We start from the raw sequence: 25,574 nt of genomic DNA on the forward strand, positions 1-25,574 counted from the left end.
CTTGTCACAAGCTTTTAAAAACCCAATTAACAGGCCGTATACGCCTTTTTAATCCTTTTGGCTAAAACTTTATTAATCTTCTCGTAGGATTCAAAAGTCCAGCCAGCCACATGTGGACTAAACAACACATTATCTCTTGCTGCCAATTTCTCAAACTCAGCCTTTTGCTCAGGAGTAAACTTTTGAAACTTCTCATTTTCCAAAACATCCAGCAATGCTCCTCGCAAAATCCCTTGATCAAGTGCTTCATTCAACGTCTTAAAACTGACCACTTCTCCCCTAGCTGTATTAATCAGCCAAAAAGGTTTGGCGAAACTTTGCAGCTCTTTTAGGGTAAAAAAATTCTTGGTCTCAGGAGTAAGCGGAACATGAATACTCAGGATATCAGCTTCGGCTTTCAACTTTTCCCACATCACTTCTTGGACGAAATCATCAGCAAAGTCCAACTTGTACTTATCATATGCCAGAATATTTACATGAAACCCTCTAAGTCTATGAGCAAATGACTTGCCCATATTTCCAAATCCCATGATCCCAACGGTCTTACCCATCAGCTCATGACCACGATTTCCTTCTCGATCCCAGACACCCTTTCGAACTTCCTGATCAGCATTTTTAACATTATTAAAAAGTGCCAAAAGCATCCCCACAGCATGCTCTGCTACTGCATCGCGATTTCCTTTGGCTGCATGGAAAAGCTTAATTCCCCTTTCAGCCATATACTCCAAATCAATTTTATCTAACCCCGCTCCTGCTCTTCCTATGAATTTAAGGTTGGTAGCTTTCTCCAAAAGCTCTCGATCCATAGGAGTTTTGGAACGAATGATCAATCCATCATATTCAGCGACGGTTGCTACAATTTCCTCTCGTGTGATTTCCGGACAATACTCGACTTCATGTCCTTCTTTCTGAAGTAGGGGCATGATACTTTCGTGCATTTCGTCAATGATAAGAATCTTCATTTTTCTACTAATTAAATGTGCAAAAGTGACATAGCTACCAAAAAGTAAACAGCAAGACCTATCAGATCATTTGCTGTTGTGATAAAAGGTCCAGAGGCCAAAGCAGGATTAATCCCGATTTTATCCAGTATGATCGGTGTGATTGTTCCCATAAAGGAAGCAAGAAGTACGACTGAAAATAGGGCTATTGAGACTACCATGGCAAATGATACCTCGGTTTTATAAAACAGCACGACCACACCAAAGACAAATGTGGCCAGAATCAATCCATTTAGAATCGCTACTAAAAGCACTTTCAGAAATCTTTTGGCCATGGAATCATCGAAAATAGATTTACTGGCAAGAGACTGAACCACTATAGAGGAAGTCTGAATCCCTACATTCCCGCCAGTTGCAGTGATCAACGGGATAAAAAAGGCAAGTGCAGTAACTTTACTCAGCCCTTCCTCAAAAAAGCCTATAAATCCCGCACCTAGCAGTCCACCACAAATTCCTATCAATAACCAAGGAAGCCTGGCTTTGGAGAGTTTTATGACGCTATCATACTCATCAACGGTATCAGATATACCAGTCATTGCTTGAATATCCTCCTCAGCTTCCTCTCGGATTACGTCCAAAATATCATCGACGGTGATTCTACCTACCAACTTATTCTTACTATTCACTACAGGAAGTGATTCCAGATCATACTTTCGCATGACCTCCGCCACCTCTTCCTGATCCATGTAAGTTGGAACGGAGATCACTTCTTCTTCATAGATGTCTTCAATCTTTGTTTCGTCTGAAGCCAGTACGATGCGCTTCAGCGATACAATTCCCATCAATTGCTGTCGATTATTCACAACAAAAATGGAATAGATCTTACTTACATTTTCTGCCTGCCGACGAATCTCATTAATAGTCTGAACTACATTCCAGTTCTTATTGGCCCGGATATATTCCTTTGCCATAATACCACCGGCAGTGTCTTCATCGTAGCGTAGGAGTTCGAGGATTTGATCTGATTTTACCTTATCCTGGAAATGACTGATAATATCTTCCCGTTCTCTTTCGAGAAAAAGATTTAAAATATCGGCACCATCATCCGAGTCCATCAACTCAATCAGATTAGCCATTTCCTGTACTTCCAACTCCTTGAGGACCCGATGCTGATTAGTCGCTTCCAGCTCTATAATAATATCAGCCGCCAATTGCGCATCCAATACCCGCAGCACAAAGATTGACTCAGACATGGACAACTCATCGAGCAAGGCAGCAATATCAGCCACATTGACCCCATCAAGCGACTCTTGAATGAAGTTCAAGTCCTCTGCTTCAATTGCCTGCTGTAGGCTTTCTAAGTACTCCTTCGAAAGTTCAAACTGCTTAATGATTTCCACGGGAAGCTTCGATAGTTTGGGTTAAAAATATAAAATCTGCTACGTCCAATTGCTCTGCTCGCAGATTCAAAATTGGATTTGTATTAAACTCTCCGGGAAGATTAAAGGGCTTTAGGCAGTTACGAAGTGTCTTCCTTCTATTACCAAAACCTGCCTTTACAACCTGTTTGAAGAGCTTTTCATTACAATCTAATTTCTCTGTGGCATTTCGGGTAAGGCGAATCACACCTGAATTAACTTTTGGAGGCGGATCAAATACATGCGGAGGAACGGTAAACAAGTATTCTATATCGTAAAAAGCCTGCAGTAATACAGACAGTATTCCATAGTCTTTATTTCCTTTAGGAGAAGCGATGCGTTCAGCTACTTCCTTTTGAAGCATACAAACCACTTCGGTCACCTGATCTTTTACTTCCAAAACTTTGAAGAAAATCTGAGAGGAAATATTGTAAGGGAAATTACCCACGATAGCAAACTTATCGGTGAACAGATCTTCCAAATTCATTTTGAGAAAATCCCCTTCTATAATCTTATCACCGAGTTCGGGGTATTTCTTATGAAGGTAAACAATGGACTCTTTATCAATATCTATTAGATACAAATCCAGACTTTCCTTCATCAGAAAATCAGTGAGCACCCCCATACCTGGTCCTATTTCCAGAACTTTAGATACTTCGTTATGTCCTTTGACCGCTTGAGCTATTTGCTCCGCAATACTCAAATCGGTCAAAAAATGCTGTCCCAAGTGTTTCTTGGCCTTGACCTTTTCCATCGGTTAGCTCAGATAAATTTTTATAAATTGCAATCTCAAAATTAAGAGAATAATTCTAAAGGACTAGCTTACGCAAGGCGGCTTGACCAAACCTTAACACCTAGTCCACATTATAATTTATATGCATCAACGAAAGATCAAACCCATTATCGGAATAAGCATTGGCGACATCAACGGAATAGGCGTAGAAGTCACTATGAAAGCCTTGCTAGACAACAGAACCTATAAGTCATTTACCCCGCTAATCTATGCGCATGGTAAAGCCTTGACTTTCTATAGGAAACAGTTGGGTTTGGATGATTTCAATTTTGCGCAGATTAGAAGCATAGATGAGATTCAGCACAAGCGCATCAACGTAATCAACGTTACCGAAGAATGTCCAGAAGTAATTCCGGGAGTAGAAACTCAGGAAGCTGGAAAATTTGCTTTGGAAGCTTTGAAAATGGCAGTTGATGATCTAAAGGAAGGGAAAATCCAAGCTTTAGTCACTGCACCACTTAATAAGAATAATGTCAATTCAGAAGAACTGCCTTTTGTGGGACACACAGAATTCATCACTCAGGCAGTAGGATCTAAAGACAGTCTGATGCTTATGGTTGCCGAGCAGTTTAGGGTGGGATTGATTACAGGTCATGTGCCTTTGGCAAAAGTGGCTGAAAATGTAACTCAGGAGCGCATTATAGAAAAAGCCAAAATTCTTCTTAAAACCTTATCAAAAGATTTTGGTATCAATAAACCAAAAATCGCTATCCTAGGTCTTAACCCACATGCCGGAGAAGATGGACTTTTGGGCGAAGAAGAAGAGCAAATTATCAAACCAGCTATTCACACATTGAAGGATCAGAACAAAATGGTGTTCGGTCCCTACCCCGCTGATGGGTTTTTCGGAATGGCTCATCAAACCAAATTTGATGGTGTATTGGCCATGTATCACGATCAGGGATTGGTTCCATTCAAATCCATGGCATTCAGCACAGGCGTAAACTTCACCGCTGGATTACCCGTAGTAAGAACTTCGCCAGATCATGGCACTGCGTACAATATAGCTGGGAAAAACGTCGCAGACGAAGGCTCTATGCGAGCAGCAATTTTCCTGGCAGCAGACATTATTCAACAACACAACCCGCAGGAATCGGAGGATTGAGAAGGAAAACCAGAGATTTATTGAATTTAACCAAAGATTATTTCAATATCTCTTTCATCCTTTTATAATTATTCACTATTTTTGCGGTCTTAAATCGAGAGGAGGCATCGTGAAATTCTGGAGAACATTTGATATTGAGGTCATTAAGTTCCTCGAAGGTATCCACGAAATTGACTTCGAAATTGGAGATTCATTTTTCCAGCACTTCGAAGACAACGAATTAGTAGAAAAAGGCAAGTTGACCGCACGGGTCATCATGAAAGTCGGAGCTAACTTAATTGAAATGGATTTTCATATTGCGGGGAAAGTAACCTTGACCTGTGATAGAAGTTTGGAGCAGTTTGAACAGCCTCTGGATTTTCACGAAAAGATGATTTACAAATACGGCTCTGAAGAAAAGGAAATCGATGAAAACGTCAGCATGATTACCCGGGACACCCCGAAAATCAATGTTGCTCAGTTGATTTACGAATTTATTTTACTGGCTTTGCCTTTAAAAAAGATTCATCCTGATTACAGAAACCAAATGGATGATGAGGAATACGAAGGAGAAGGAATTTATGCTTACATAGATGGGCAAGATTCCAATGACTCCGAGAATGACTCAGAATCCGATGAAGATAATACACCAGTCGATCCTAGATGGGATCTTTTAAAAAAGTTAAAAAACAAGGAATAATCATAAACCACGCATAAAATGGCACATCCTAAACGAAAAATTTCGAAAACCAGAAGAGATAAAAGAAGAACTCACTACAAGTTAGAGGCTCCAGGTTTGGCTAAATGTCCTACTACGGGCGAAATGCACCTTCCACACAGAGCTTTCTGGTTGGACGGTAAATTGTACTACAAAGGACAAGTTATCATTGAGAAAGAAATATTGGCTTAATCAGTCATCTGAATATTATAAAAATCCATTCGCTATATGCGAATGGATTTTTTTTTAGCCCTAATTAAAACAGCTTGTTTATCAAGCCTATTACCTTCCGTTAATGGATTTCTTTTGGTAGAGAATGACAATTGTAATATTTTTGCCTTCCTTACAGGACAGAATACATCCATAACAAATAGTTTTAGATGATTGTGAATTGATCATCTTACCTTAAACCAAGCATAATGGACAAACTCAGAGCCATGATCACCGGAATACAAGGTTACGTTCCGGAATACAGGTTGACCAACAAAGAACTTGAGGAGCTCGTGGAGACAAACGACGAGTGGATAGTCTCAAGGACTGGCATAAAAGAAAGAAGAATACTTAAAGGAGAAGATCAAGGAACATCTGTAATGGGTGCTGCAGCGGTAAAAGGTTTGTTAGAAAAAACAGGCATAGACCCTTTAGATGTAGATTTGATTATTTGTGCCACTGTCACACCCGACATGCCTTTTCCCGCTACTGCAAATATCATTGCTGATATGGTTGGAGCTAAAAACAGCTTCAGCTTTGACATAGGAGCCGCTTGTTCAGGCTTTCTATATGCTTTGCAAATGGGTAGCCAATTCATACAAACTGGAACGCACAAGAAAGTAATTGTAGTAGGTGCAGATAAAATGTCTTCTATCGTCAATTATAAAGACAGAACAACTTGTATACTTTTTGGAGATGGTGCAGGAGCAGTAATGCTAGAGCCAACCACTGATGATCTAGGAATAGTGGATGCTATCCTCAAATCAGATGGTTCTGGAGCGCCATTCTTACATATGAAAGCTGGAGGAAGTCGTAGACCAGCTACTCATGAAACGTTAGATGCCGATGAGCATTTTGCTTTTCAAGAAGGTTCTTCAGTTTTCAAGTTTGCTGTCACCAATATGGCAGACGTCAGCGCAGAGATTATGGAGAAAAATGGATTGACTAGCGATGATATCGCTTGGCTTGTACCTCACCAAGCAAACCTTAGAATTATCAATGCCACGGCCAATCGGATGGGAATCGGATCAGATAAGGTGATGATGAATATTGAAAAGTACGGTAACACTACTGCTGCGACAATCCCGCTTTGCCTTTGGGACTATGAAAGTCAATTGAAGAAGGGTGACAATTTGGTATTAGCTGCTTTTGGGGGTGGATTCACATGGGGATCTATCTATTTGAAGTGGGCCTATGACCCGAAATAAGTTAAAATAAATAACACGATAATACTATATGGCTAGTACTGCAGATTTTAAAAACGGACTTTGTTTGGTCATGAACAATGACATCTACACGATTACAGAGTTTCAGCATGTCAAACCTGGAAAGGGCCCTGCATTTGTAAGAACAAAAATGAAAGGCATCACCTCAGGCAAAACACTTGATAAAACATTCAGTGCTGGGGAAAAGGTAGAAACAGCCAGAGTGGAAAAAAGACCACATCAGTTTCTATACAAAGATGACTTGGGTTTTCACTTTATGGACACCAACACGTTTGAGCAAATTACGCTACAAGAAAACCTGCTGGAAAGAGCTAATTTGATGAAAGACGGTCAACTTTGTGATATTTTGATTCACGACGAAACAGAAACTCCCCTTGCTGTGGAGCTACCGCCTTTCGTAGAGCTAATGATCACTTACACAGAGCCAGGAATCAAAGGAGATACAGCTACAAATGCTTTAAAACCAGCAACTGTAGAAACTGGAGCTACTGTAATGGTACCTTTATTTGTAGAGCAGGATATCATGATCAAGGTTGATACTCGCGACGGTTCTTACTCAGAAAGAGTAAAATAAGTAACTTAGGCTGTGTGATTTTCTTAAATTACACAGCTTTATTCTTTTTAACCCATTTATAAAATTGCCTTTTGGCACATCTAACTAATAGACCTATGAAAGCAAAAGAGATTCAGGAGTTGATCGATTACATCTCCAATTCTGGTTTGGCGGAAGTTAAAATCAAGACTGACGAGTTTGAACTTTCTATTAAAAAATACGCTGATTCTTCAGCTCAGAGAATGGTAGAAGTATCCGCACCTGCTCCTGTAGCAGCGCCAACACCTTCACCTGCTCCTGCAGCATCTCCTGCCCCAGCGGCAGCTCCCGCTCCCGCTGAGGCTCCTTCAAACTTAGTGGAGATCAAATCTCCAATGATTGGAACATTCTACCTTACATCAAGTCCAGATGCTGATCCATTTGTAGCTGTAGGTGATCCTGTAAAAGCAGGAGAAACAGTTTGTATTATCGAAGCAATGAAGCTTTTCAATGAGATCGAATCTGAAATTTCCGGTAAAATCGTCAAAATCTTGGTTAGCAATTCTACTCCAGTAGAATATGATCAGCCGTTATTCCTTGTAGATCCAGCAGGTTAATTTTTTCACCCAAAATAAATAGCTGTGTTTAAAAAAATACTAATTGCCAATAGAGGTGAAATTGCCTTAAGAATCATCCGCACCTGTAAAGAGATGGGGATAGAAACTGTAGCGGTTTATTCCACTGCGGATAAAGACAGTTTGCATGTCAGATTTGCTGATGAAGCTGTCTGCATAGGTCCTGCTCCTAGCCGAGATTCATACCTGAATATACCAAGAATCATCGCTGCTGCAGAAATTACAAATGCAGATGCAATTCATCCTGGTTATGGATTCCTTTCTGAAAATGCTGAATTTTCTAAAATCTGTGAAGAATACGGGATCAAATTCATCGGTGCTAGCGCTGAGATGATCAATCAAATGGGTGATAAAGCTACGGCTAAGGCAACCATGAAAGCTGCTGGCGTTCCTACTATCCCAGGTTCTGAGGGGATATTAGAAACAATGGAGCAAGGAATCAAGCTAGCCAATGAAATGGGCTATCCTGTTATTCTAAAAGCAACTGCCGGCGGTGGTGGACGTGGAATGAGGATTGTGAAGGAACAAGCGGGATTCAAAAAAGCTTGGGACGACGCACGTATGGAGTCTGGTGCAGCCTTCGGAAACGACGGGCTATACCTTGAAAAGTACGTAGAAGAACCTCGACATATCGAAATTCAAATTATTGGAGACAAAACTGGGAAAGCATGTCATCTATCTGAGCGTGATTGCTCAATCCAAAGAAGACATCAGAAACTGGTCGAAGAAACCCCTTCCCCATTCATAACGGATGAGTTGAGAGAAGAAATGGGTAAAGCTGCCATCAAAGGAGCCGAAGCTATTGGATACGAAGGTGCAGGAACTGTAGAGTTTTTGGTTGATAAGCACCGCAACTTCTTCTTTATGGAGATGAATACCCGTATTCAGGTAGAGCATCCAATCACTGAGGAGGTTACTGATTTTGACTTGATCAAAGAACAAATCAAAGTAGCTGCTGGAGAAACTATTTCAGGAAGAAACTACTATCCTAAGCTTTATGCAATGGAATGTAGAATCAATGCAGAAGATCCTGCTCATGGTTTCAGACCAAGTCCAGGTAAAATCCAAAACCTCCATATCCCAGGTGGGCGTGGCGTAAGAATCGATTCTCATGTTTATGCAGGATATATAATTCCTCCTAACTATGATTCCATGATTGCAAAGCTGATCGTGAGTGGCCAATCTAGGGAGGAAGTAATCGTAAGGATGAAAAGAGCACTAGAAGAGTTCGTGATCGACGGTATCAAAACCACCATTCCTTTTCATATCGCATTATTAGAAGATGAGCAATTCAAAGCAGGAAATTTCACGACTAAGTTCCTGGAAGACTTTGACTTCTCTGTGATTAAAGGATAATTCGAAGTACATACATTAAACAAAAAAAGCTGTCCAGATGGGCAGCTTTTTTTGTTTAGAGAAACTATTGCTATTTCAAATTAAAAATCGCAATCAGGTTTTTTCTAAAAATCACGAAACAATCTTCTATTAAATAATATTTTAGACAAAGTTAATTTCCTTTCAATAAAAAAGAATGAGAATATTCTTCTAATCATGACGGCTTTTCTTCAAATTATCACTAGTTTGAAGACGATTTAACTATCGAATTGACCCAGAAATGACTTATCCTACCATTAATAGACTTCTTGCTTTTGCCTGCATTGGATTTACGATTTTTAGTTGCAACCAAAAGGAATCCAGTGAAATACAAATTTCGGAGATCGATCAGGTCAGCTACAACTTTCATATACGACCTATTCTTTCTGATAAATGCTTCGCTTGTCACGGACCTGATGCAAATAAGCGGGAATCAGAACTTCGCTTAGATACAGAAGCAGGAGCATATGCAGCTTTAAAAGATGATCCCAGCCAGTTTGTGATCAAACCTGGCAACTTAGAAGAATCAACCGTCTACCATAGAATCACCTCCGAAGATCCGGGAGAGTTGATGCCTCCGCCAGAATCAAATCTTGCACTATCACAAACAGAGATTCAACTGATTAAAAAATGGATTGAACAAGGAGCTAAATACGAACCACATTGGGCTTTCGTAGCTCCTGAAAAATCTCCGTTACCTGAGGAAACAGATTGGACGACAAATGAAATTGATCGCTTTGCCTTGAAGAAAATGACCGAAAAAGGTCTTCAACCAAATCCAGAAGCTAAACCTCATGAACTAATTAAGAGAGCAAGTTTAGATCTCACAGGATTACCCCCTAGCCCAGAAGTTTTGGATAGTTTTGGGGATTTCTCTGGCGATCTGACTTATGAGGATTTACTGGATGGATTGCTTGCAGATCCGGGATTTGGAGAAAAAATGGCAATTATCTGGATGGATATATCCAGATATTCAGATAGTTACGGGTATCAGGATGATAATATCCGAACGCAATGGCCTTACCGTGACTGGGTGATTCATGCGTTCAACGAGAACATGTCTTATGATCAATTTATCACCTGGCAACTGGCAGGAGATCTTTTACCGAATGCCAACAAAGAGCAGATTTTGGCGACAGCCTTCAACAGAAACCATAAATACACCGAAGAAGGTGGCGTAATCGACGAGGAATATCGAATCGAGTATGTGCTTGACAAAACAAACACAGTCAGCAAAGGACTTCTCGGCATCACCATGGAATGTGCCCAGTGTCATGATCACAAGTATGATCCTTTTTCTCAGAAGGAATATTATGAGATGTTCGCCTTTTTTAACAATACACCTGAGAAAGGATACCAAGGCGATGTTTCTCAATCCAAACCTGCCAAAACTCCAATTCTATGGGTTGATCAGGAAGACCTTTCGGGAGTAATGAGCTTCATTAACTACGCTGACACTTCTAAATTAAGTGTTTCAGTGATGGGAGAATTGGATGAGCAGCGCCCAACTTACATCCTTGATCGAGGGGTCTATGATGCTCCTACAGTGGAAGTTGAGCCTTCTACGCCAAGTTCGATAATGAAATTTCCAGATGATCTAGAAGAGAACCGTCTTGGATTAGCTAAATGGATGACTGCAAAAGAGAATCCACTTACCGCACGAGTATTTGTCAATCTGATGTGGCAGGAAATTTTCGGACAGGGCATCGTCAAATCTGCAGGTGACTTTGGCATGCAGGGAGATCTTCCTACTCACCCAGAGTTACTGGATTGGCTTGCTGTAGATTTTATAGAAAATGGTTGGGATATCAAGAGACTAATGAAGCAAATACTGACTTCGTCTACTTATAAGCAAAGTGCTGTGATTTCAGAAAATCACCTTAAGACTGATCCTGAAAACCTCTACTTGGCTAGAGCTCCTCGACTTAGACTGCCTGCGGAAAACATTCAGGATTTAGTATTAGCTAGTAGTGGCTTACTTGTTAGTAAGCTGGGGGGACCTAGCGTAAAACCATATATGCCTGAAGGAATATGGGAAGCAGCAACTTCCGGAAGAGGTGTATTGGCAACATACGTTCAAGATAAAGGTGACAAACTCTATAGAAGAGGTCTATATAATTTCATCAAATTAACTGTTCCACCCCCAAAGGCTATCATTTTCGATTCTAGTAATCGGGACCGATGTGAAATTGGCAGAAGTAGAACAAATACACCATTACAAGCACTGGTGATGATGAATGACCCCATGATTTTGGAAGCATCTCGTGTGTTAGCAGGTAAGATGTGGGAAGAAAATTCGGATGAAGAAAATGCTATTACAACTTCATTCAAGCGGATAGTTTGTAGAGAGATGAGTGGTGAAGAAAAGTCCATCCTTCTCTCCTACTATGAAGATCAATTGGAAAGATTTAAAGAAAACCCAGACCAGATACTTTCATCTTTAAGTGTAGGCGAGTATCCTTTGGAAGAAAAAAACATAAACCCGGAAACTGCAGCGCTCATGCAGGTGATCGTGAGCATTTACAATCTGGAAGAAACCATTACCAAGAGCTGATATGGAAAAGGAAATATTAGAAGAGGGACTGAATCACAACCGCAGAAAATTTCTCTCCAGGCTTAGTCTTGGAGTTGGAAGTCTGGCATTAGGTTCCCTATTAGTACCAGATCTTTTCTCAGGAAAATCTGAAGCTGAAGAAGCAATGATGAATGCTTTGCCTCATTTTGCACCTAAAGCAAAACGAGTGATTTATCTGTTCCAAAATGGGGCTCCAAGCCAACTGGAGTCGTTTGATTACAAGCCTGAGTTAATAAAAAGAATGGGAGAAGAACTCCCTGAATCCATTCGTGGAACTCAGCGACTTACGGGAATGACTGCTGGTCAGTCCTCCTTTCCTTTAGTAGGCTCCAATTATAAATTTGATCAATACGGAGAATCAAGAGCCTGGATATCAGAGGTTTTTCCACATACCGCAGGAATAGTAGATGATATCTGTATCGTGAAGTCAATGCACACAGATGCGATCAATCACGATCCAGCACTTACTTTCTTCCAAACAGGAGCTCAAGTAGGCAATCGCCCTAGCATGGGATCTTGGTTAAGCTATGGTTTAGGTAGCGAAAACAGCAACTTACCTGCATTTTCTGTATTACTTAGCCGCGGAAGAGGTAATGGTCAGGGAGTTTATTCTAAACTTTGGAGCAATGGATTCTTAGATGCCACTCACCAAGGTGTTCAGTTTTCAAATTCTGAAGATCCCGTACTTTATCTCAAAGATCCAGAATCAATGAGTCGCTCTGAGCGCCGCAAAATGATAGATCAGATTGCCGCGATGAATGACCTCAGCATGCAACAGTTTAATGATCCAGAAATAGCTGCTAAAGTAAAGCAATATGAAATGGCGTACCGTATGCAAACGGCTGTTCCGGAAATGACAGATATTTCCAAAGAGCCGGAAAGCATTATCAAACTTTATGGTCCAGATTGCCTTGTGCCTGGTACCTATGCTGCCAATTGTCTTTTGGCAAGGAAACTCTCAGAAAGTGGCGTAAGATTCGTCCAACTGTATCATCAAGGTTGGGATCAGCATGGAAATTTACCAAATGAAATGCGCCTTCAAGCTGAAGATGTAGATCAAGCTTCGGCAGCCCTAATTACAGATTTAAAGCAAAGAGGATTACTCGATGAGACTTTGGTTATTTGGGGAGGTGAATTTGGAAGAACAAATTACTGCCAAGGAAAAATCCAGGTTGATAATTACGGGCGCGATCACCACCCTAGAGCTTTCTCAATCTGGATGGCCGGAGGTGGTGTGAAATCTGGAATGGTGTATGGAGAAACTGATGAGTTCGGTTACAATATCACAGAAAACCCGGTTCACGTGCATGATTTTCAAGCCACAGTACTTCATTTGATGGGAATCGACCATGAGCGTATGACCTATAAACACCTAGGAAGAAGATATCGTCTTACTGATGTCTCTGGTCAAGTTGTAAAAGACTTAATTGCTTAAAATCCATATGCTCAAGATTTCTTCGATCAGATCTTTTCTGGAAAGCACCCTTTTTATCTGGATAGGTCTCACGTTAATCATTACAATTGCAGGAAATGCACTTGTTTTGCCCGATTGGTTGCAGGTTGTTGGCAGGAGTCATCCTATTATCCTACACTTCCCAATTGTTTTACTTTTGATGGGGTTGCTTTTCTTTTGGATTCCAGGAATAGACAAAAAACCTGAAATCAGAGAAATGGGTGAACTCAGCTTTTTGGCTGGTTGCAATTTCGCTGGCATCACAGTGCTAGCAGGTTTGATTTTAGCACAGGAAGAATATACTGGAGAGATCTTGACTTGGCATAAATGGGGAGGCCTAATCGTTTTTGCCGGGTGTGTTTTACTCTATTTTTACAGATCTATCAAAGCCAATCTTATACGCTTATCGAGCATTGCTCTTGCTTTAGCGATAATAGCTACAGGACATTGGGGAGCAGGATTGACTCATGGTGAGGATTTTCTGCTAGCTCCTATTCAGTCTAATGAAATTGAAATTATCCCTTTGGCCGAAGCTGAAATTTTTGGAGATGTAGTTCAGCCGATTTTACAGGCAAAGTGCGTAAGCTGTCACAAAGAGGGAAAAATCAAAGGAGAGCTAAGAATGGATCATATCGAAGGCTTGCAAAAAGGTGGTAAATCGGGCCCGTTCGTTTTGGCTGGTGATTTTGAAAATTCAATGCTTATCCAAAGAATCAATCTTCCTGAAGATGATAAAAAGCACATGCCGCCTAAAAACAAGGCTCAGCTAACAGATGAAGAACTATTGATTTTAAGTGAATGGGTTGCATCAGGAGCCAGTTTTGAACAAAAGCTGGTGACATTGCCTGCAAAAAATGAGCTGTACCAATTGGCGTCTGTGAAGTTTGAAGGAAATAAAATCTATTCCTTTGATGCTGCTGATTCAGATGATATCCAAGAATTAAACACCTCCTTTCGTTCAGTTCAACCATTGTTTCCAGAATCACCTGCATTAGATGTCTCCTATTTTGGTATTTCAGCATTTCAGCCTGAATCCTTAACCGACCTCAAAAAGGTAAAGAATCAAGTAGTTCGATTTAGCCTAAATAAGATGCCTCTAGCTGGGATTGATCTCACATTCTTGAAGGATTTCACACATTTGGAGGAACTTCAATTAAACTTTACTGACCTAAATACAGATCAGCTTAAACTCATTTTCAGTCTAAATACCCTAGAAGTTTTAGCAATTTCTGGGAATTCAATCGACGAACAATCCTTGAGTAATCTTGCTAAAATGACTTCATTGAAGAAGCTTTTTGTATGGCAAACTGGCTTGAGTGACAAAGATCAAGAAATGCTAAAGAAAGCACTTCCTGAAACTATTATTGAATTTGGCTTTGACGGAAAAGGGGTCATATATGAACTGAATAGCCCTATCATCACTCAATCTGAAATGATCTATCAAGACAGTTTGGAGCTGAAACTTTCACATCCAATCCCAACAGCTGAAATTCGCTACACGCTTGATGGAACCGAACCTGACAGTATCTCTGGAAAAGTATATACCGAACCAATCTTTACAAAAAGCACAGGCAAAATCATTGCAAAAGCTTACGCAGCAGAATGGAAAGGATCAAAATCGTCGGAATCAATCTATATACATTCCGGAATTCAGCCTACCGAATCAGTTTTGGTAAATGATCCAAATCCAAAATACAAAGCCACTGGAGTTGCTACTCTTTTTGACTTAGTAAAAGCTGAAGCTCCAAACCATGGTCAAAAATGGCTAGGATTTCAGGATCATCCAATGGTCTTAGAAGTAAGCTTTGCAAAGGAAAATAATCCGAAAGAAGTTTCACTTAGCCTGCTATACAACGAGGGCGCCCATATCTTCCCTCCTTCCAAAGTAACAGTTCAAGGCTTGGAAAATGGGAAATGGCAACTCTTAGCAAGCAATTCTCCGGAGGTATCTTCCAAAGCAGCACCGGCAAGATCAGAACTAATGAATATGGAACTAGCGAACACCAACTACGAAAAGCTCAAAATCACCTTAACTCCACTTTCTAGGCTCCCAAAATGGCATCCTTTTGCTGGAGATAAGGGCTGGGTGTTTGTGGATGAAGTGATATTTAACGAGTAGAAAAGAGAATCAACTTTTCTCAGCACTCAAAATCTCCTTATACATTTCAATGTTTTCCTGAATCTTCGCATCCAGTTCTGGCTCTTCTATATCCTTGATTTTCTTCATTTCATCATGGATGATTTGAGCCACAATCACACGTGCCGCCTCTTTATTGTCTGAGGGAATAATAAACCAGGGAGCATGAGGTTTAGAAGTCTTATTGATTGCCTCTTCGTAGTATCGCTGGTAGTCGTCCCAGCGCTCTCGCTCTTTTAGATCACCCGGTGAAAACTTCCAGTTATGCTTTGACTTGTTCAATCTTCGAAGTAATCGCTGCCTTTGCTCTTCTTTTCCCAAATGCAGGAAAAACTTAAAAACAATGGTACCATTATCACTGATTTGCTTCTCAAAGTTGTTAATCTGCTCAAATCTCTTTTCCCAAAACTCCTCTGTGATATCATCCACAGAATTTATCCCCGGTATATTTTCCCCAAGAATATAAGAGGGATGTACTCTGGTCACCAAGACATTCTCGTAATGAGTTCGGTTGAAAACCCCATATTTTCCCCGCTGAGGCAAAGCAATCACATGTCTCCATAAGTAGTCATGCTGTAACTCTAATTTAGAAGGGGTTTTGAAACTATGAACCACCACACCTCTGGGATTGAATTCTTTGAAAACCTCACGAATCAGACTGTCTTTCCCCGCAGTATCCATTCCTTGCAAGCAGATGAGAACCGAGTATTTGTTATGTGCATACATGGTATCCTGATGATCGCTTAGCTTCTCTCTTACCTTGTTGAGTTCCTTCTCTTTCTTTTTCTCTGAAGCTTCCAGGTCTATGGAAGTAGGAATATCCTTGAGGGAAATAGTGTTGGTCACTTTAAAGTAGTCAATGGAAATATCTTTCATCTGTATTAAGTTCTAGGTGGATAAAACGTCTGTTTTCAAGTATTGAACAAGATAATATTTTATCTTAACCCTACAGAAAAACCCCATCTTTTATCCCTTATCCCCAACTTTATAATGACCCAAAATCCTATCTTACCAGGCCTCAGCAACAGATACTTGGCCTTGGACGTCTTACGCGGATTGACTATTGCGTTCATGATTGTCGTCAATACAGCAGGCGACTGGAGTAATTTGTTTGCTCCGCTTGCTCACGCAAAATGGCACGGCTTCACTCCTACTGACCTTGTTTTCCCGACATTTCTCTTTGTTGTGGGCAATGCGATGAGCTTTTCTATGAAAAAGCTTCAGCAAACATCAAGTACTGATTTCTTTAAAAAAGTAGGAAAAAGGACGGTGTTGATTTTTATGATTGGATGGTTATTAAGCGCTTTTCCTTTCTACGATGTGACAAATATTCTTGAAGTCAGACTATTTGGAGTTTTACAGAGAATAGCTCTTTGCTATTTCTTTGGCGCAGTTGTATTGTATTATGGAGGAATCAGAGACGCATGGATTTTCAGTGCAATTTCCCTACTTGGCTATTGGGCGATCATGTATTTCTTTGGAGATTCAGGAGACCCGTATTCCCTAACTGGCAATGCTGCAATCAAGTTGGATTTAGCTTTGATGGGCCCTGAAAGAATGTATGGTGGTGAAGGAATTCCATTTGACCCAGAAGGGATCTTAAGTACACTTCCTGCTATTGTGAATGTATTAGCCGGTTATTTGGCTGGAAAAATGATCCAAAAGCTAGGAAACACAATGGATACTGTGAGGAAAATGCTTGCCATTGGATTGGTTCTTATTGTGGTAAGTTATGCTTGGGACATCCTTTTCCCTATCAATAAAAAAATCTGGACGAGTTCTTATGTCTTGCTTACAGTAGGCATAGACCTGATTTTACTAGCGCTTTTGATCGCAGTAATCGAAATCAAAAACTGGAAAGGATGGACTTATTTCTTCGAAGTATTTGGTAGAAATCCACTGATTCTTTATGTACTATCAGGCTTGGTAGTAACTATTTTATCGCTGATTCCTGTTGGCGACACTACGCTAAAAGGCTTTGTTTATCAGAATTTCTATACCAATTGGCTTTCGCCAAAAATGGCCTCCTTCCTATTTGCATTCAGCTATATGCTGGTCATTTGGCTGATTGGACTATGGATGGACAAAAGAAAAATCTACATAAAAGTATAAATACAATAACTTCACAATCAGATAAATACCTATAAAAATGTAACTTAAGGGTGATTTTTAACCTAAGTTACATTTTTATGATACTGAAAATTGGAGTATACAATGTGGAGTGGATGCGGGATCTCTTTGATACCGAAGGAAATCCAAAAATGACTGGAAAGGAGCTTATCCGTAGTCAACAGCTTGCAGAAATAATAACTGCAATGAGTCCGGATTTTCTGGGAATAGTGGAAGGTCCAAACACCTTGGTAGATGGATCAAAAACTGCCTCCGCACAGATGGAAATTTGGACTCAAACCTTTATCCCTGGCTCCAATTACAAAGGAATTCATGGGTTCCCTTCAGCAGGTCAGCAGGAGCTTTGTGCTATTTATAATCCTGACAAAGTGAATGTGTTATTTACACCAGAGACGAAAGCTGGAAAGCGTTTTGACGAACCATTTTTGCAAGATACAACCAATCGACTCATCAAAGAGCAATACAAACATTACCGTCCGCCCCTTGAATTAAGTATTTTGGGATTAGATGATAGTTTGATTACTCGTGTGATCATTGCGCATACAAAATCCAAAGGCATATTCGACATGGTAGATTATGCACGTTTTGAGCAGATTTCCGCACGTGATCGACTCAAGCTCTTTGCAGAATGCATGTCTATCCGCGAGCGCTGTGATGAGTATTTGGAAAAAAATCAACAAGTCATGGTGATGGGTGATATTAACGACGGTTTTGAACTGGATTTCTATGAGAATAAATTCTCTAAGAGTGCTGTAGAAATATTACTTGGAGACCTATGGAAGCCCGAGTTTGTGCTAAAATCTGTATTGCCCAAGCCGAAATTGAACAGTTATGGCTTCACTCCAAATTCAAGCAGATACAAGGATAGAATTACCGGAGACCAAATTAATGTCCTGATTGACCATATATTGGCTAGTCAGAAGTTAAGTGTGATATCAGGAACTGTCTGGAATCCTTATTTGGAGAAGGCAAATCCTACCATCCAATCGGTAAGTAATTCATTAAAAAAAGCATCCGACCATTTTCCCATACTCTGCGAAATCGAAACAACAAACCCCTAAAAACTATGGATCCAGCCGTACAAACAATGATCGACAACCTAGAAAAAAATACAGGTAAAAGCCTGGATCAATGGGTTGCAATCGTTCAACAAGAAGAGTTTAAAAAGCATGGAGAAATCGTCAAATTTCTAAAGACAGATCATGGTTTCACCCATGGTTTTGCAAATCTAGTCGCTCATAAATCGCTGAAATCAGATGCCGGATCAGCTTCAGACACGGATGAGTTGATAGAAAAACAATATAAGGGCAAGGAGCATTTTCTGCCTATTTTCCAGAAACTGAAATCTGAAATTGCTGCCTTTGGAAAGGACGTGGAATTCGTTCCAAAAAATGCTTATGTCAGCGTAAAAAGAAAAAAACAATTTGCTATGCTCGTCCCTGCAACTAAAAGCCGCTATGAAGTTGGAATCAATTTGAAGGGACAGGAACCATCAGGAATACTTGAGTTAGATACCAAGTCCAGCGGCATGATCAGTCACCGAGTCGTCATAAATCATGAGGAGCAATATTCCAAAGAACTAGTAGACTGGCTCAAAAAGGCTTATGAAGCTGCTGGATAAATAATGCCACTTACAAAATAGGACCACTATTGGTCAATTATTGAAGTGTTTCTTCCAGTTTTTGGGGATATCTTGATTATTAAAGCTATCCCCTCCTTTTATGTCTAATCTTCATATTTTCAACTATTTACAATTCAGGTATTTACTTGTAGTCTTGCTGACTTTTGCTGGTCAAAATTCCTTTGCCCAAATCACAGAAGAAACCTACCACAAAGCGGAATATTTTCTGAGTGGAAACATTCAAAAAGAAGTTTATCACTTAGATGTAATTCCCAATTGGCTGGATGACAAAAAGAGTTTTTGGCATCAAACCTATACGAAGGACGGAAAGCGTTTTTTTATAACGGACATAGAAAAAGGGGAAACAAAAGAAGCCTTTGACCATGAAGTGTTGGCTAAACTTCTATCCGAGCAAAGTGGTGGTTCGATTAATTCAAGCAACCTACCTTTCAATCGAATTCAGGTCAAAGGAGATGGGGCTCTTTTTTTCGAGTGGTTGAATAAAAATTGGACCTATGCCGATGGCAGTTTGGAGTCGAAAAAGATTACTGCAGACTCCAGAGACGGATCCGTATCAATTTCTCCAGATGGGAATTGGAAAGCTTATGTGAAAAATTTCAATCTGTTCGTGGAAAATCTAGAAACTGGAGAAGAAATCCAGTTGAGCTATGACGGAAGGAAAGACTATGAATATGCGTCATATTGGGGCTGGTCTGATATGGTTTTGGGAGAAAATGGCGCGCGACCAGAGCATTTAAGTATCAATTGGTCTCCCGATTCGAAAAAGATCCAAACTCAGATTGTTGATTTACGATTGGCAGAAAAAATGCTTCTGCTGGATAACAGCCAGGACGATAAATTCCGACCTCAGCTCATGGGATATTATCGAGCCTCACCTGGCGATACTACTGTAGTGATGTATACGCCGGTTGTATTTGAGATAGAAAATAAAGAGACTGCCAAATTCCCTGAGCTTTCACTTCCTCATTTCATGGGGATGTATTTCAATTGGGATGCTGATAGTAATCACATGTTCGGAACTTACCTGGAAAGAGGTTTCAAAAGCTTTGACTTACTTGAGATCAATACCGACTCCAAAGAAATTCGGAAAGTCTATTCAGAATCTTCTCCAACTCATGTCAACAATAACAATATTTTCAGAAGACTGGATAATGGTCAATTTATCCTAGGAACAGAGAAATCAGGCTGGAATCAGTTGTATTTGATGGATTGGCAAACTGGAAAACTAGTAAATCGAATTACTAACGGAGATTATGTAGTCAAGAATCTGCTTAAAGTCGATGAGGAAAACAGCATCATCTATTTTGAAGCTGCCGGCAAGGAAAAAGATATAAACCCATATTACTCCTTTGTTTATAAAGTGAATTTTGATGGAACGGGGTTGGAATTACTAACTCCTGAGAATGCCTTTCACGACATCAGTTATGGACGAGGTGAGGATTACTTTATAGACAATTATTCTACTGTAAATCAACCTACAGTATCGGTAGTCCGAGAATTGAAGACCGGTAAAATCGTCCTTGAGGTTTCCAAAGCTGATATTTCGAATTTGCTTAATAAAGGCTATCAAAGCCCGAAGCAGTTCACTGCAACAGCTAAGGATGGTAAAACCACGATCTATGGAATTTATTACGTTCCAACGGATTTCAATGCCAAAAAAAGTTATCCCATCATTGACTACACCTACTCAGGACCTCATACAGATATTACTCCAAAGACATTTAGAGCAGGATTAATAGGATTACAGCAGCCGATGGCAGAATTGGGTTTTGTGGTAGTGACGGTAGATGGTTTGGGCACAAGCGGCCGTGGTAAAGCTTTCAATGATATCTCTTACAATAACTTGGGTGATGGCACGACTGATCACGTGTTGGCTATCAAAGAATTAGCGTCTAAAAACAAGTTCATGGATGTGGAAAAAGTAGGCATATTTGGTCACTCCGCAGGAGGATATGACGCTGGAAGAGCGATGCTTTTACATCCTGATTTCTATAAAGTTGGAGTGGCTTCCGCAGGAGATCATGATCATCGAATGGAAAAAGCCTGGTGGCCAGAGATGTACATGGGATATCCAGTTGGAGATTTCTACCATGAGCAATCCAATATCACCAATGCAGCAAATCTAAAAGGACACTTGCTTTTAGCACATGGAGGAATTGATGAAAATGTGAATCCCTCTGCTACTTTCAAGTTTGCGGAAGCTCTGATCAAAGCAGGAAAAGACTTCGATCTATTTATCTGGCCAAGCAGAAATCATAGTTTTGGCAGAACTGACGGGGATTATTTCACCAAAAAGCGTTGGGATTATTTTATAGAGCACTTGCTCGGAGAGGAGCCGATTAGGCATTATCAAATTCAGAAGTGAGGGGAATTTGAGATTTCAAATTTGAAATTTGAAAGCAAAAAAGCGCAGACCTCACGATCTGCGCTTTTTTGATTCAAAGGCGAAAGCAACCTAGGATTATTCTAATTCTACAATTTAGACTATTGCGTCCTTCCACCTCCCGTCTTCCAGCCAAATTACTTCACCACTTTCAAAATTCCCTGCATGGTATAAAAATGCCCAGGAACAGTACACACGTAGGTATATTCACCAGGCTCTGTCGGAGCGATGAAATAGATCGTAGCTGACTCACTTGGTTGAAGTAATTTTGTATTGAATAAGACTTTGCTTGTATTCGGAATGTAGTCTTTTTGCTGCCCTTCCAGTCCAAGTTTCATCGCAGCCTCTCCTACTTCTATCGCAGTTCCTGGCATCACGATTACAAAATTATGAAGCATGTCATCCACATTTTGGAAGACTAGCTTCACTTTGCTACCCGCTTTCACCTGAAGTTGAGCTGGGTCAAATTTCAGACCTGGCTTAGTCCCCATATTGATGGTGATATCAGCTTTTCCATCCCATGCTGCTGGCATAGTGGTGGTGTTTTTTGCCAATTTTGGAGCGACCGGTTTAGTGGCAGCTGCCTGCTTTTTGGCTTCGGCAGCTTTTGCTTTTGCTTCAGCATCAGCTTGTGCCTTTGCGGCACTATCAGCTGCGGCTTTCATCATCATTTCATGCTCGTGACGCGCTGTCAAAAAAGGTGTTTGATCTATTTTTTCTCCTGCACCAAAATTGTTCAGCGTGTAATATCCCACATTATGCAAAAGCGGCTTTCCTTCAGTAGACTTCACTCCTTCTGCTTTGATCTCATGGATGTAACCTAAGCGTAGATTTTCGACAAGCAATCGAGCCTTCATTCCATCTTCAGAAACTACCACTCCTATGATATCACAATTTTCATTATTAATCACAGGGCTACCGTATTGAGCTTGATACTTGTAAGTGAAGCCAGTTACTTGGTAGTTTGCTGGGTCTTTTGCCAACTCCTTATTTACAGGCTCAGTAAACTCAATCTCAAAACCATCAGGCTTGGATTTAATCGTCTTCATTTCAAAAGGCATTCTTCCAGTCCACACCAATCGCTGCAAACTGAACAGCTCCTTACCAGTTGAAGACCAACCACGACTAGTCATTCCTACGAACATGGAAGCATCATTCCCCCAAACCATTCTCAAGATTCCAGAAGAAAAGCCTTCTCTAAATGGAAATACCACACCTTGATATACTCCATCAATTTTCTCAAAATCAACTCTGGAAATAATACTTTGACCCTGATCTCCTACAAAGACCTGATTGGCAAATGGACCAAATCCACCTTCCGTATTATCATTCAAAAATCCAGAGGTAGAGATACCCAGGATTCCATGAGGCAACCAAATGGCTGGCGCTTTAAGACCAGGCACCCGCTGCGCTACGTCATACATGGGTTCACCGGTATTAGGAATATCTCCTGTCGTCAATGTTACTGGAGATCCTGGTAAGTCTGACCATTCCAAACTCTCTGCATTCCCTAAGAAATCACCTTTTTCCACATGGGAAATCCGGCCTGAACCCACCCAATCACCTTGGTTTTCAGTGTAAAAGAAATCTCCTTCAGCGTTCATTCCATAACCTGCAGGTGAGCGCATGCCTGCTGCAAAAGGAATCATCTCACCTTCTGGTGTAATCTCCAAAGCCCAACCTCTCCATGGCACCAAACTTACACCATGCCCAAGGCTATTACTCCAGCCAACATTAAGGGTCACCAGCATATTTCCGTTAGGGAGAAATGTAGGACCATAAGAATACTCATGGTAATTCCCTGAAAGAGGCCAAGAAACAATTTTCTTATAAACATCTGCCCGACCATCTCCATCGGTATCACTGAGGCGGGTCAATTCACTTCGTTGTGTGACATAAATATCCCCATCATGATAGGCCAAACCCAAAGGTTCGTGCAATCCTGAAGCGAACTTTTTATACACTGGTTTTTCATTTCCTGAAATATTCGGACTGGACACTATCCACACTTCACCTCTTCGTGTACATATAGCCAAACTACCGTCTGGTAAGGTTGCCATACCTCCTACTTCCAAAATCACGTCTTCTGGTACTGGCAGAGAGATTAGTTTATAAAAATCATCTTCTGTATCAGGCAATAAATTGGGTTCTTTAGCCTGAGCTCTTAATTCAGCTTGTCCGAAAAATAGGCAAGCCAAGGCTAAAGCAAATCCTTTTATAGTATTGAGTTTCATTAGATTTTTCATGCTTCTTCCTATTTATTACCAAACAATTGAATAAGTAATCACCCCAACGTTATTTTTCAAACTCACTGGTAAAACCAATTCTTTTGAACCATCCGCTGAGTTTCTCACCATCGGTGATTCCTTTCCTTCGAATTCGATGTAGTAAGATTTGTCATCTATCGCATAAAGTCCATTTGGCAATTTTTCAATCGTAGACCCCTGAGCTACCAAACAATAGATTTGTGATGCATTGGTTTCTGAAACAAGGTTTAAAGTATGTACTAACTTCTTTCCTGATTCTTTGGTGTCTAAAGTTTCTTTAAAACTCACGCCCGGCATCTTATAGCTAATAACTGGCGATCCATCTTGTTTCAATTCATACCCTTCATAGGTAAAGCCATCAATTTCTGTAGGCCAAGCTGCCTCCTTTGATGCAAGCACAGATAAACTTGGCTTTCCTGCGAATTCAATGACATTCCCCAAAGGCAGCATCAATTGAGTTTCGCCACGGCCATACCACATTGGCGTTGTCTCTACAAAATCCCCTCTCCAGACACTCAACAGCTCTCCTCGGCTTAAATCAATGGCATAATTTGCTCCACCAGGTTCACCTACTGCTACGGTATGGGTGCGCTTTTCTCCATCGTGCATGATAAACCCACGTTGCATTTCTGCCTTACTATCCACATTCAATGCAATCTGTCCAACTGGATCGTACGCTCTTATTGGAGAGTTTAGAGCAGTTTTAGCAACTCCATTTCCTTCAACAGTCAATGTGATATCATTACTTGGGGCATACCAGTGACCATATTTCTTAAAGTAATTCAATTTGACCTTGTGGTTTCCAGCAGTTAATTGTGTAGATCCACTCGCTTTCCCAGTTACACCATCAACATAGACCACTTCCTTATCATCTATGAAAAGCTTACCAGCTCCATTAATATTGCCAGGGGGGGTATCATCCGGAACCCATGCTAGGTTCAGGTTGAAAAAATATTCCCCGTCACTTGGTATAACTAGCGTCCCTTCGACCGTTCCTGAAAACTCATTTCGAGTTGCCGGAGCTAAATGAGCTAACACATCGATATCCATTTCCCCCCTTGGATTAGCTGTCGCAAAATCACTGATGGATTTGATGCTGTCATAATAAGTGAGCTTCATTTGCTCCAAAGTCACATTTTCTGATCCATAGGTTTTGTACTTGATGTTTCGAATAGCTACTCCACCATGATCTCCTTGAATCACTAACGGGCCTAATGCCTGCTCATCTTCAAAAAATGCGGCCTGAGTAGGCCCAGTGACTTCAATATTCTTTTGAACTAGCACATCGTTTTGATAAACAGAAATAAATTTGGCGTTAGCCACCTTTTTCCCATTAGAATCAAAGCGAGGAGCTTGGAAAACAATTCTTAGTGATTGCCAAAGTCCAGGCGCTCTACTTACATTCACAAGTGGAGGATGCCCTTCATAACCTTCTCTTCCAGCTCCTCTGCTTGCATCCCATCTTTGGTAGATTGCACCAGCGTCGGAATATTTAGGGTCTTTCTCGGCCCAAGAATCAAATAATTGCACCTCGTATCTCCCCTGAAGATAAACACCTGAATTACTACCCTTTGGCATCATAAAATCAAGCTCCAGTTCAATATCTCCATGCTCAAAGGCAGTCTTTATCGCTTGATTATCCCCTTTTTGTAAGGTGTTCAGCAATACGCCTGTCCCGTTTGTAGCTTTAGATTTACCTCCATTGAGATCATAATACACATCTTGGACAATCTGCCAATTAGCACTCGTGGATTGAAATTCACTTAGACTTTGTAATGGTAGCACTTCAAATGGAATTGGGCTATCCTGTGCTATAGAAGCTATTGCCTTGATATACAGACAACAACAAATCAGAAATATTTTATTATTCATTTTAGGTTAATTAGGTATTGAATACCAAAGGTAACCTCCTGAGCATTTTAAAAAAATAGGATTATTTCAAGTAAAAATTTATTGGTATAGTATATATACAATAAAAAAGCAGGAGAAAATCTCCTGCCCTTTATTTGAAAACTAAACCAACTATTATTTAACTACCACAATGAATTCAAAAATA

Annotated in this window: 20 protein-coding genes; 14 read left to right on the plus strand and 6 right to left on the minus strand. The window is 40.5% G+C overall.

Going from position 1 to position 25,574, the window contains the following annotated elements; genetic code table 11:
* Positions 1-26: 26 nt before the first annotated feature.
* Genes ACPUEN_RS06205 through rsmA form a run of 3 tightly spaced genes read right to left on the minus strand, consistent with a single transcriptional unit; the run spans position 27 to position 3,113 of the window.
* The gene (locus ACPUEN_RS06205) at positions 27-962 is read right to left on the minus strand and encodes a 2-hydroxyacid dehydrogenase (protein ID WP_425639244.1); all 936 of its coding nucleotides are present in this window, start codon (positions 960-962) and stop codon (positions 27-29) included.
* Between the two features lie 11 nt (positions 963-973).
* On the minus strand, positions 974-2,341 hold the full coding sequence (gene mgtE / locus ACPUEN_RS06210; RefSeq protein WP_425639245.1) for a magnesium transporter: 1,368 nt from the start codon (positions 2,339-2,341) through the stop codon (positions 974-976).
* Positions 2,328-3,113, minus strand: a complete 786-nt coding sequence (gene rsmA / locus ACPUEN_RS06215) for a 16S rRNA (adenine(1518)-N(6)/adenine(1519)-N(6))-dimethyltransferase RsmA (RefSeq protein ID WP_425639246.1) — start codon at positions 3,111-3,113, stop codon at positions 2,328-2,330. The genes mgtE and rsmA overlap by 14 nt, the downstream gene beginning before the upstream one ends.
* A gap of 121 nt (positions 3,114-3,234) precedes the next feature.
* Here rsmA and pdxA point away from each other — a divergent pair, with 121 nt between their 5' ends.
* From pdxA to ACPUEN_RS06265, 10 genes are all read left to right on the plus strand, one after another.
* The gene (pdxA, locus tag ACPUEN_RS06220) at positions 3,235-4,257 is read left to right on the plus strand and encodes a 4-hydroxythreonine-4-phosphate dehydrogenase PdxA (RefSeq protein WP_425639247.1); all 1,023 of its coding nucleotides are present in this window, start codon (positions 3,235-3,237) and stop codon (positions 4,255-4,257) included.
* Between the two features lie 109 nt (positions 4,258-4,366).
* Positions 4,367-4,936: a YceD family protein gene (locus ACPUEN_RS06225; protein WP_425639248.1), complete on the plus strand. Its 570-nt coding sequence runs from the start codon at positions 4,367-4,369 to the stop codon at positions 4,934-4,936.
* An 18-nt stretch (positions 4,937-4,954) separates the two neighbouring features.
* A complete protein-coding gene (gene rpmF / locus ACPUEN_RS06230) occupies positions 4,955-5,146 on the plus strand; it encodes a 50S ribosomal protein L32 (protein ID WP_057938136.1) in 192 nt (63 codons plus the stop codon).
* A gap of 227 nt (positions 5,147-5,373) precedes the next feature.
* The gene (locus ACPUEN_RS06235) at positions 5,374-6,372 is read left to right on the plus strand and encodes a beta-ketoacyl-ACP synthase III (RefSeq protein WP_425639249.1); all 999 of its coding nucleotides are present in this window, start codon (positions 5,374-5,376) and stop codon (positions 6,370-6,372) included.
* A 28-nt stretch (positions 6,373-6,400) separates the two neighbouring features.
* Complete coding sequence (gene efp, locus ACPUEN_RS06240; RefSeq protein WP_111611186.1) at positions 6,401-6,964, plus strand: elongation factor P; 564 nt, start codon at positions 6,401-6,403, stop codon at positions 6,962-6,964.
* Between the two features lie 95 nt (positions 6,965-7,059).
* Complete coding sequence (gene accB / locus ACPUEN_RS06245; protein WP_425639250.1) at positions 7,060-7,539, plus strand: acetyl-CoA carboxylase biotin carboxyl carrier protein; 480 nt, start codon at positions 7,060-7,062, stop codon at positions 7,537-7,539.
* A gap of 24 nt (positions 7,540-7,563) precedes the next feature.
* Positions 7,564-8,913, plus strand: a complete 1,350-nt coding sequence (accC, locus tag ACPUEN_RS06250) for an acetyl-CoA carboxylase biotin carboxylase subunit (protein WP_425639251.1) — start codon at positions 7,564-7,566, stop codon at positions 8,911-8,913.
* A gap of 259 nt (positions 8,914-9,172) precedes the next feature.
* A complete protein-coding gene (locus tag ACPUEN_RS06255; RefSeq protein WP_425639252.1) occupies positions 9,173-11,485 on the plus strand; it encodes a PSD1 and planctomycete cytochrome C domain-containing protein in 2,313 nt (770 codons plus the stop codon).
* 1 nt (position 11,486) lies between these two features.
* Positions 11,487-12,941, plus strand: coding sequence for a DUF1501 domain-containing protein (locus tag ACPUEN_RS06260; RefSeq protein ID WP_425639253.1), 1,455 nt, complete (start codon positions 11,487-11,489; stop codon positions 12,939-12,941).
* Positions 12,942-12,948: 7 nt separating this feature from the next.
* Positions 12,949-15,078: a c-type cytochrome domain-containing protein gene (locus tag ACPUEN_RS06265; RefSeq protein WP_425639254.1), complete on the plus strand. Its 2,130-nt coding sequence runs from the start codon at positions 12,949-12,951 to the stop codon at positions 15,076-15,078.
* 9 nt (positions 15,079-15,087) lie between these two features.
* On the opposite strand, the gene ACPUEN_RS06270 is transcribed toward ACPUEN_RS06265, so the two are convergent.
* A complete protein-coding gene (locus ACPUEN_RS06270; RefSeq protein WP_425639255.1) occupies positions 15,088-15,972 on the minus strand; it encodes a PPK2 family polyphosphate kinase in 885 nt (294 codons plus the stop codon).
* Positions 15,973-16,086: 114 nt separating this feature from the next.
* On the opposite strand from ACPUEN_RS06270, the gene ACPUEN_RS06275 reads away from it, so the two are divergent.
* The 4 genes from ACPUEN_RS06275 to ACPUEN_RS06290 all read left to right on the plus strand — a co-directional run bounded on the left by ACPUEN_RS06275 (position 16,087) and on the right by ACPUEN_RS06290 (position 21,233).
* A complete protein-coding gene (locus ACPUEN_RS06275; RefSeq protein WP_425639256.1) occupies positions 16,087-17,208 on the plus strand; it encodes an acyltransferase family protein in 1,122 nt (373 codons plus the stop codon).
* A gap of 77 nt (positions 17,209-17,285) precedes the next feature.
* Positions 17,286-18,287: an endonuclease/exonuclease/phosphatase family protein gene (locus ACPUEN_RS06280; protein WP_425639257.1), complete on the plus strand. Its 1,002-nt coding sequence runs from the start codon at positions 17,286-17,288 to the stop codon at positions 18,285-18,287.
* Positions 18,288-18,292: 5 nt separating this feature from the next.
* Positions 18,293-18,847, plus strand: a complete 555-nt coding sequence (locus tag ACPUEN_RS06285) for a DUF4287 domain-containing protein (protein WP_425639258.1) — start codon at positions 18,293-18,295, stop codon at positions 18,845-18,847.
* Positions 18,848-18,947: 100 nt separating this feature from the next.
* Positions 18,948-21,233, plus strand: coding sequence for a prolyl oligopeptidase family serine peptidase (locus ACPUEN_RS06290; RefSeq protein WP_425639259.1), 2,286 nt, complete (start codon positions 18,948-18,950; stop codon positions 21,231-21,233).
* 155 nt (positions 21,234-21,388) lie between these two features.
* Here ACPUEN_RS06290 and ACPUEN_RS06295 read toward each other — a convergent pair whose 3' ends face one another.
* A complete protein-coding gene (locus ACPUEN_RS06295; RefSeq protein WP_425639260.1) occupies positions 21,389-23,497 on the minus strand; it encodes a plastocyanin/azurin family copper-binding protein in 2,109 nt (702 codons plus the stop codon).
* A gap of 15 nt (positions 23,498-23,512) precedes the next feature.
* The gene (locus tag ACPUEN_RS06300) at positions 23,513-25,390 is read right to left on the minus strand and encodes a family 16 glycoside hydrolase (RefSeq protein ID WP_425639261.1); all 1,878 of its coding nucleotides are present in this window, start codon (positions 25,388-25,390) and stop codon (positions 23,513-23,515) included.
* Positions 25,391-25,574 lie beyond the last annotated feature (184 nt).

The sequence above is a fragment of the Algoriphagus yeomjeoni genome, assembly GCF_049821175.1.
Classification (GTDB): domain Bacteria; phylum Bacteroidota; class Bacteroidia; order Cytophagales; family Cyclobacteriaceae; genus Algoriphagus; species Algoriphagus yeomjeoni_A.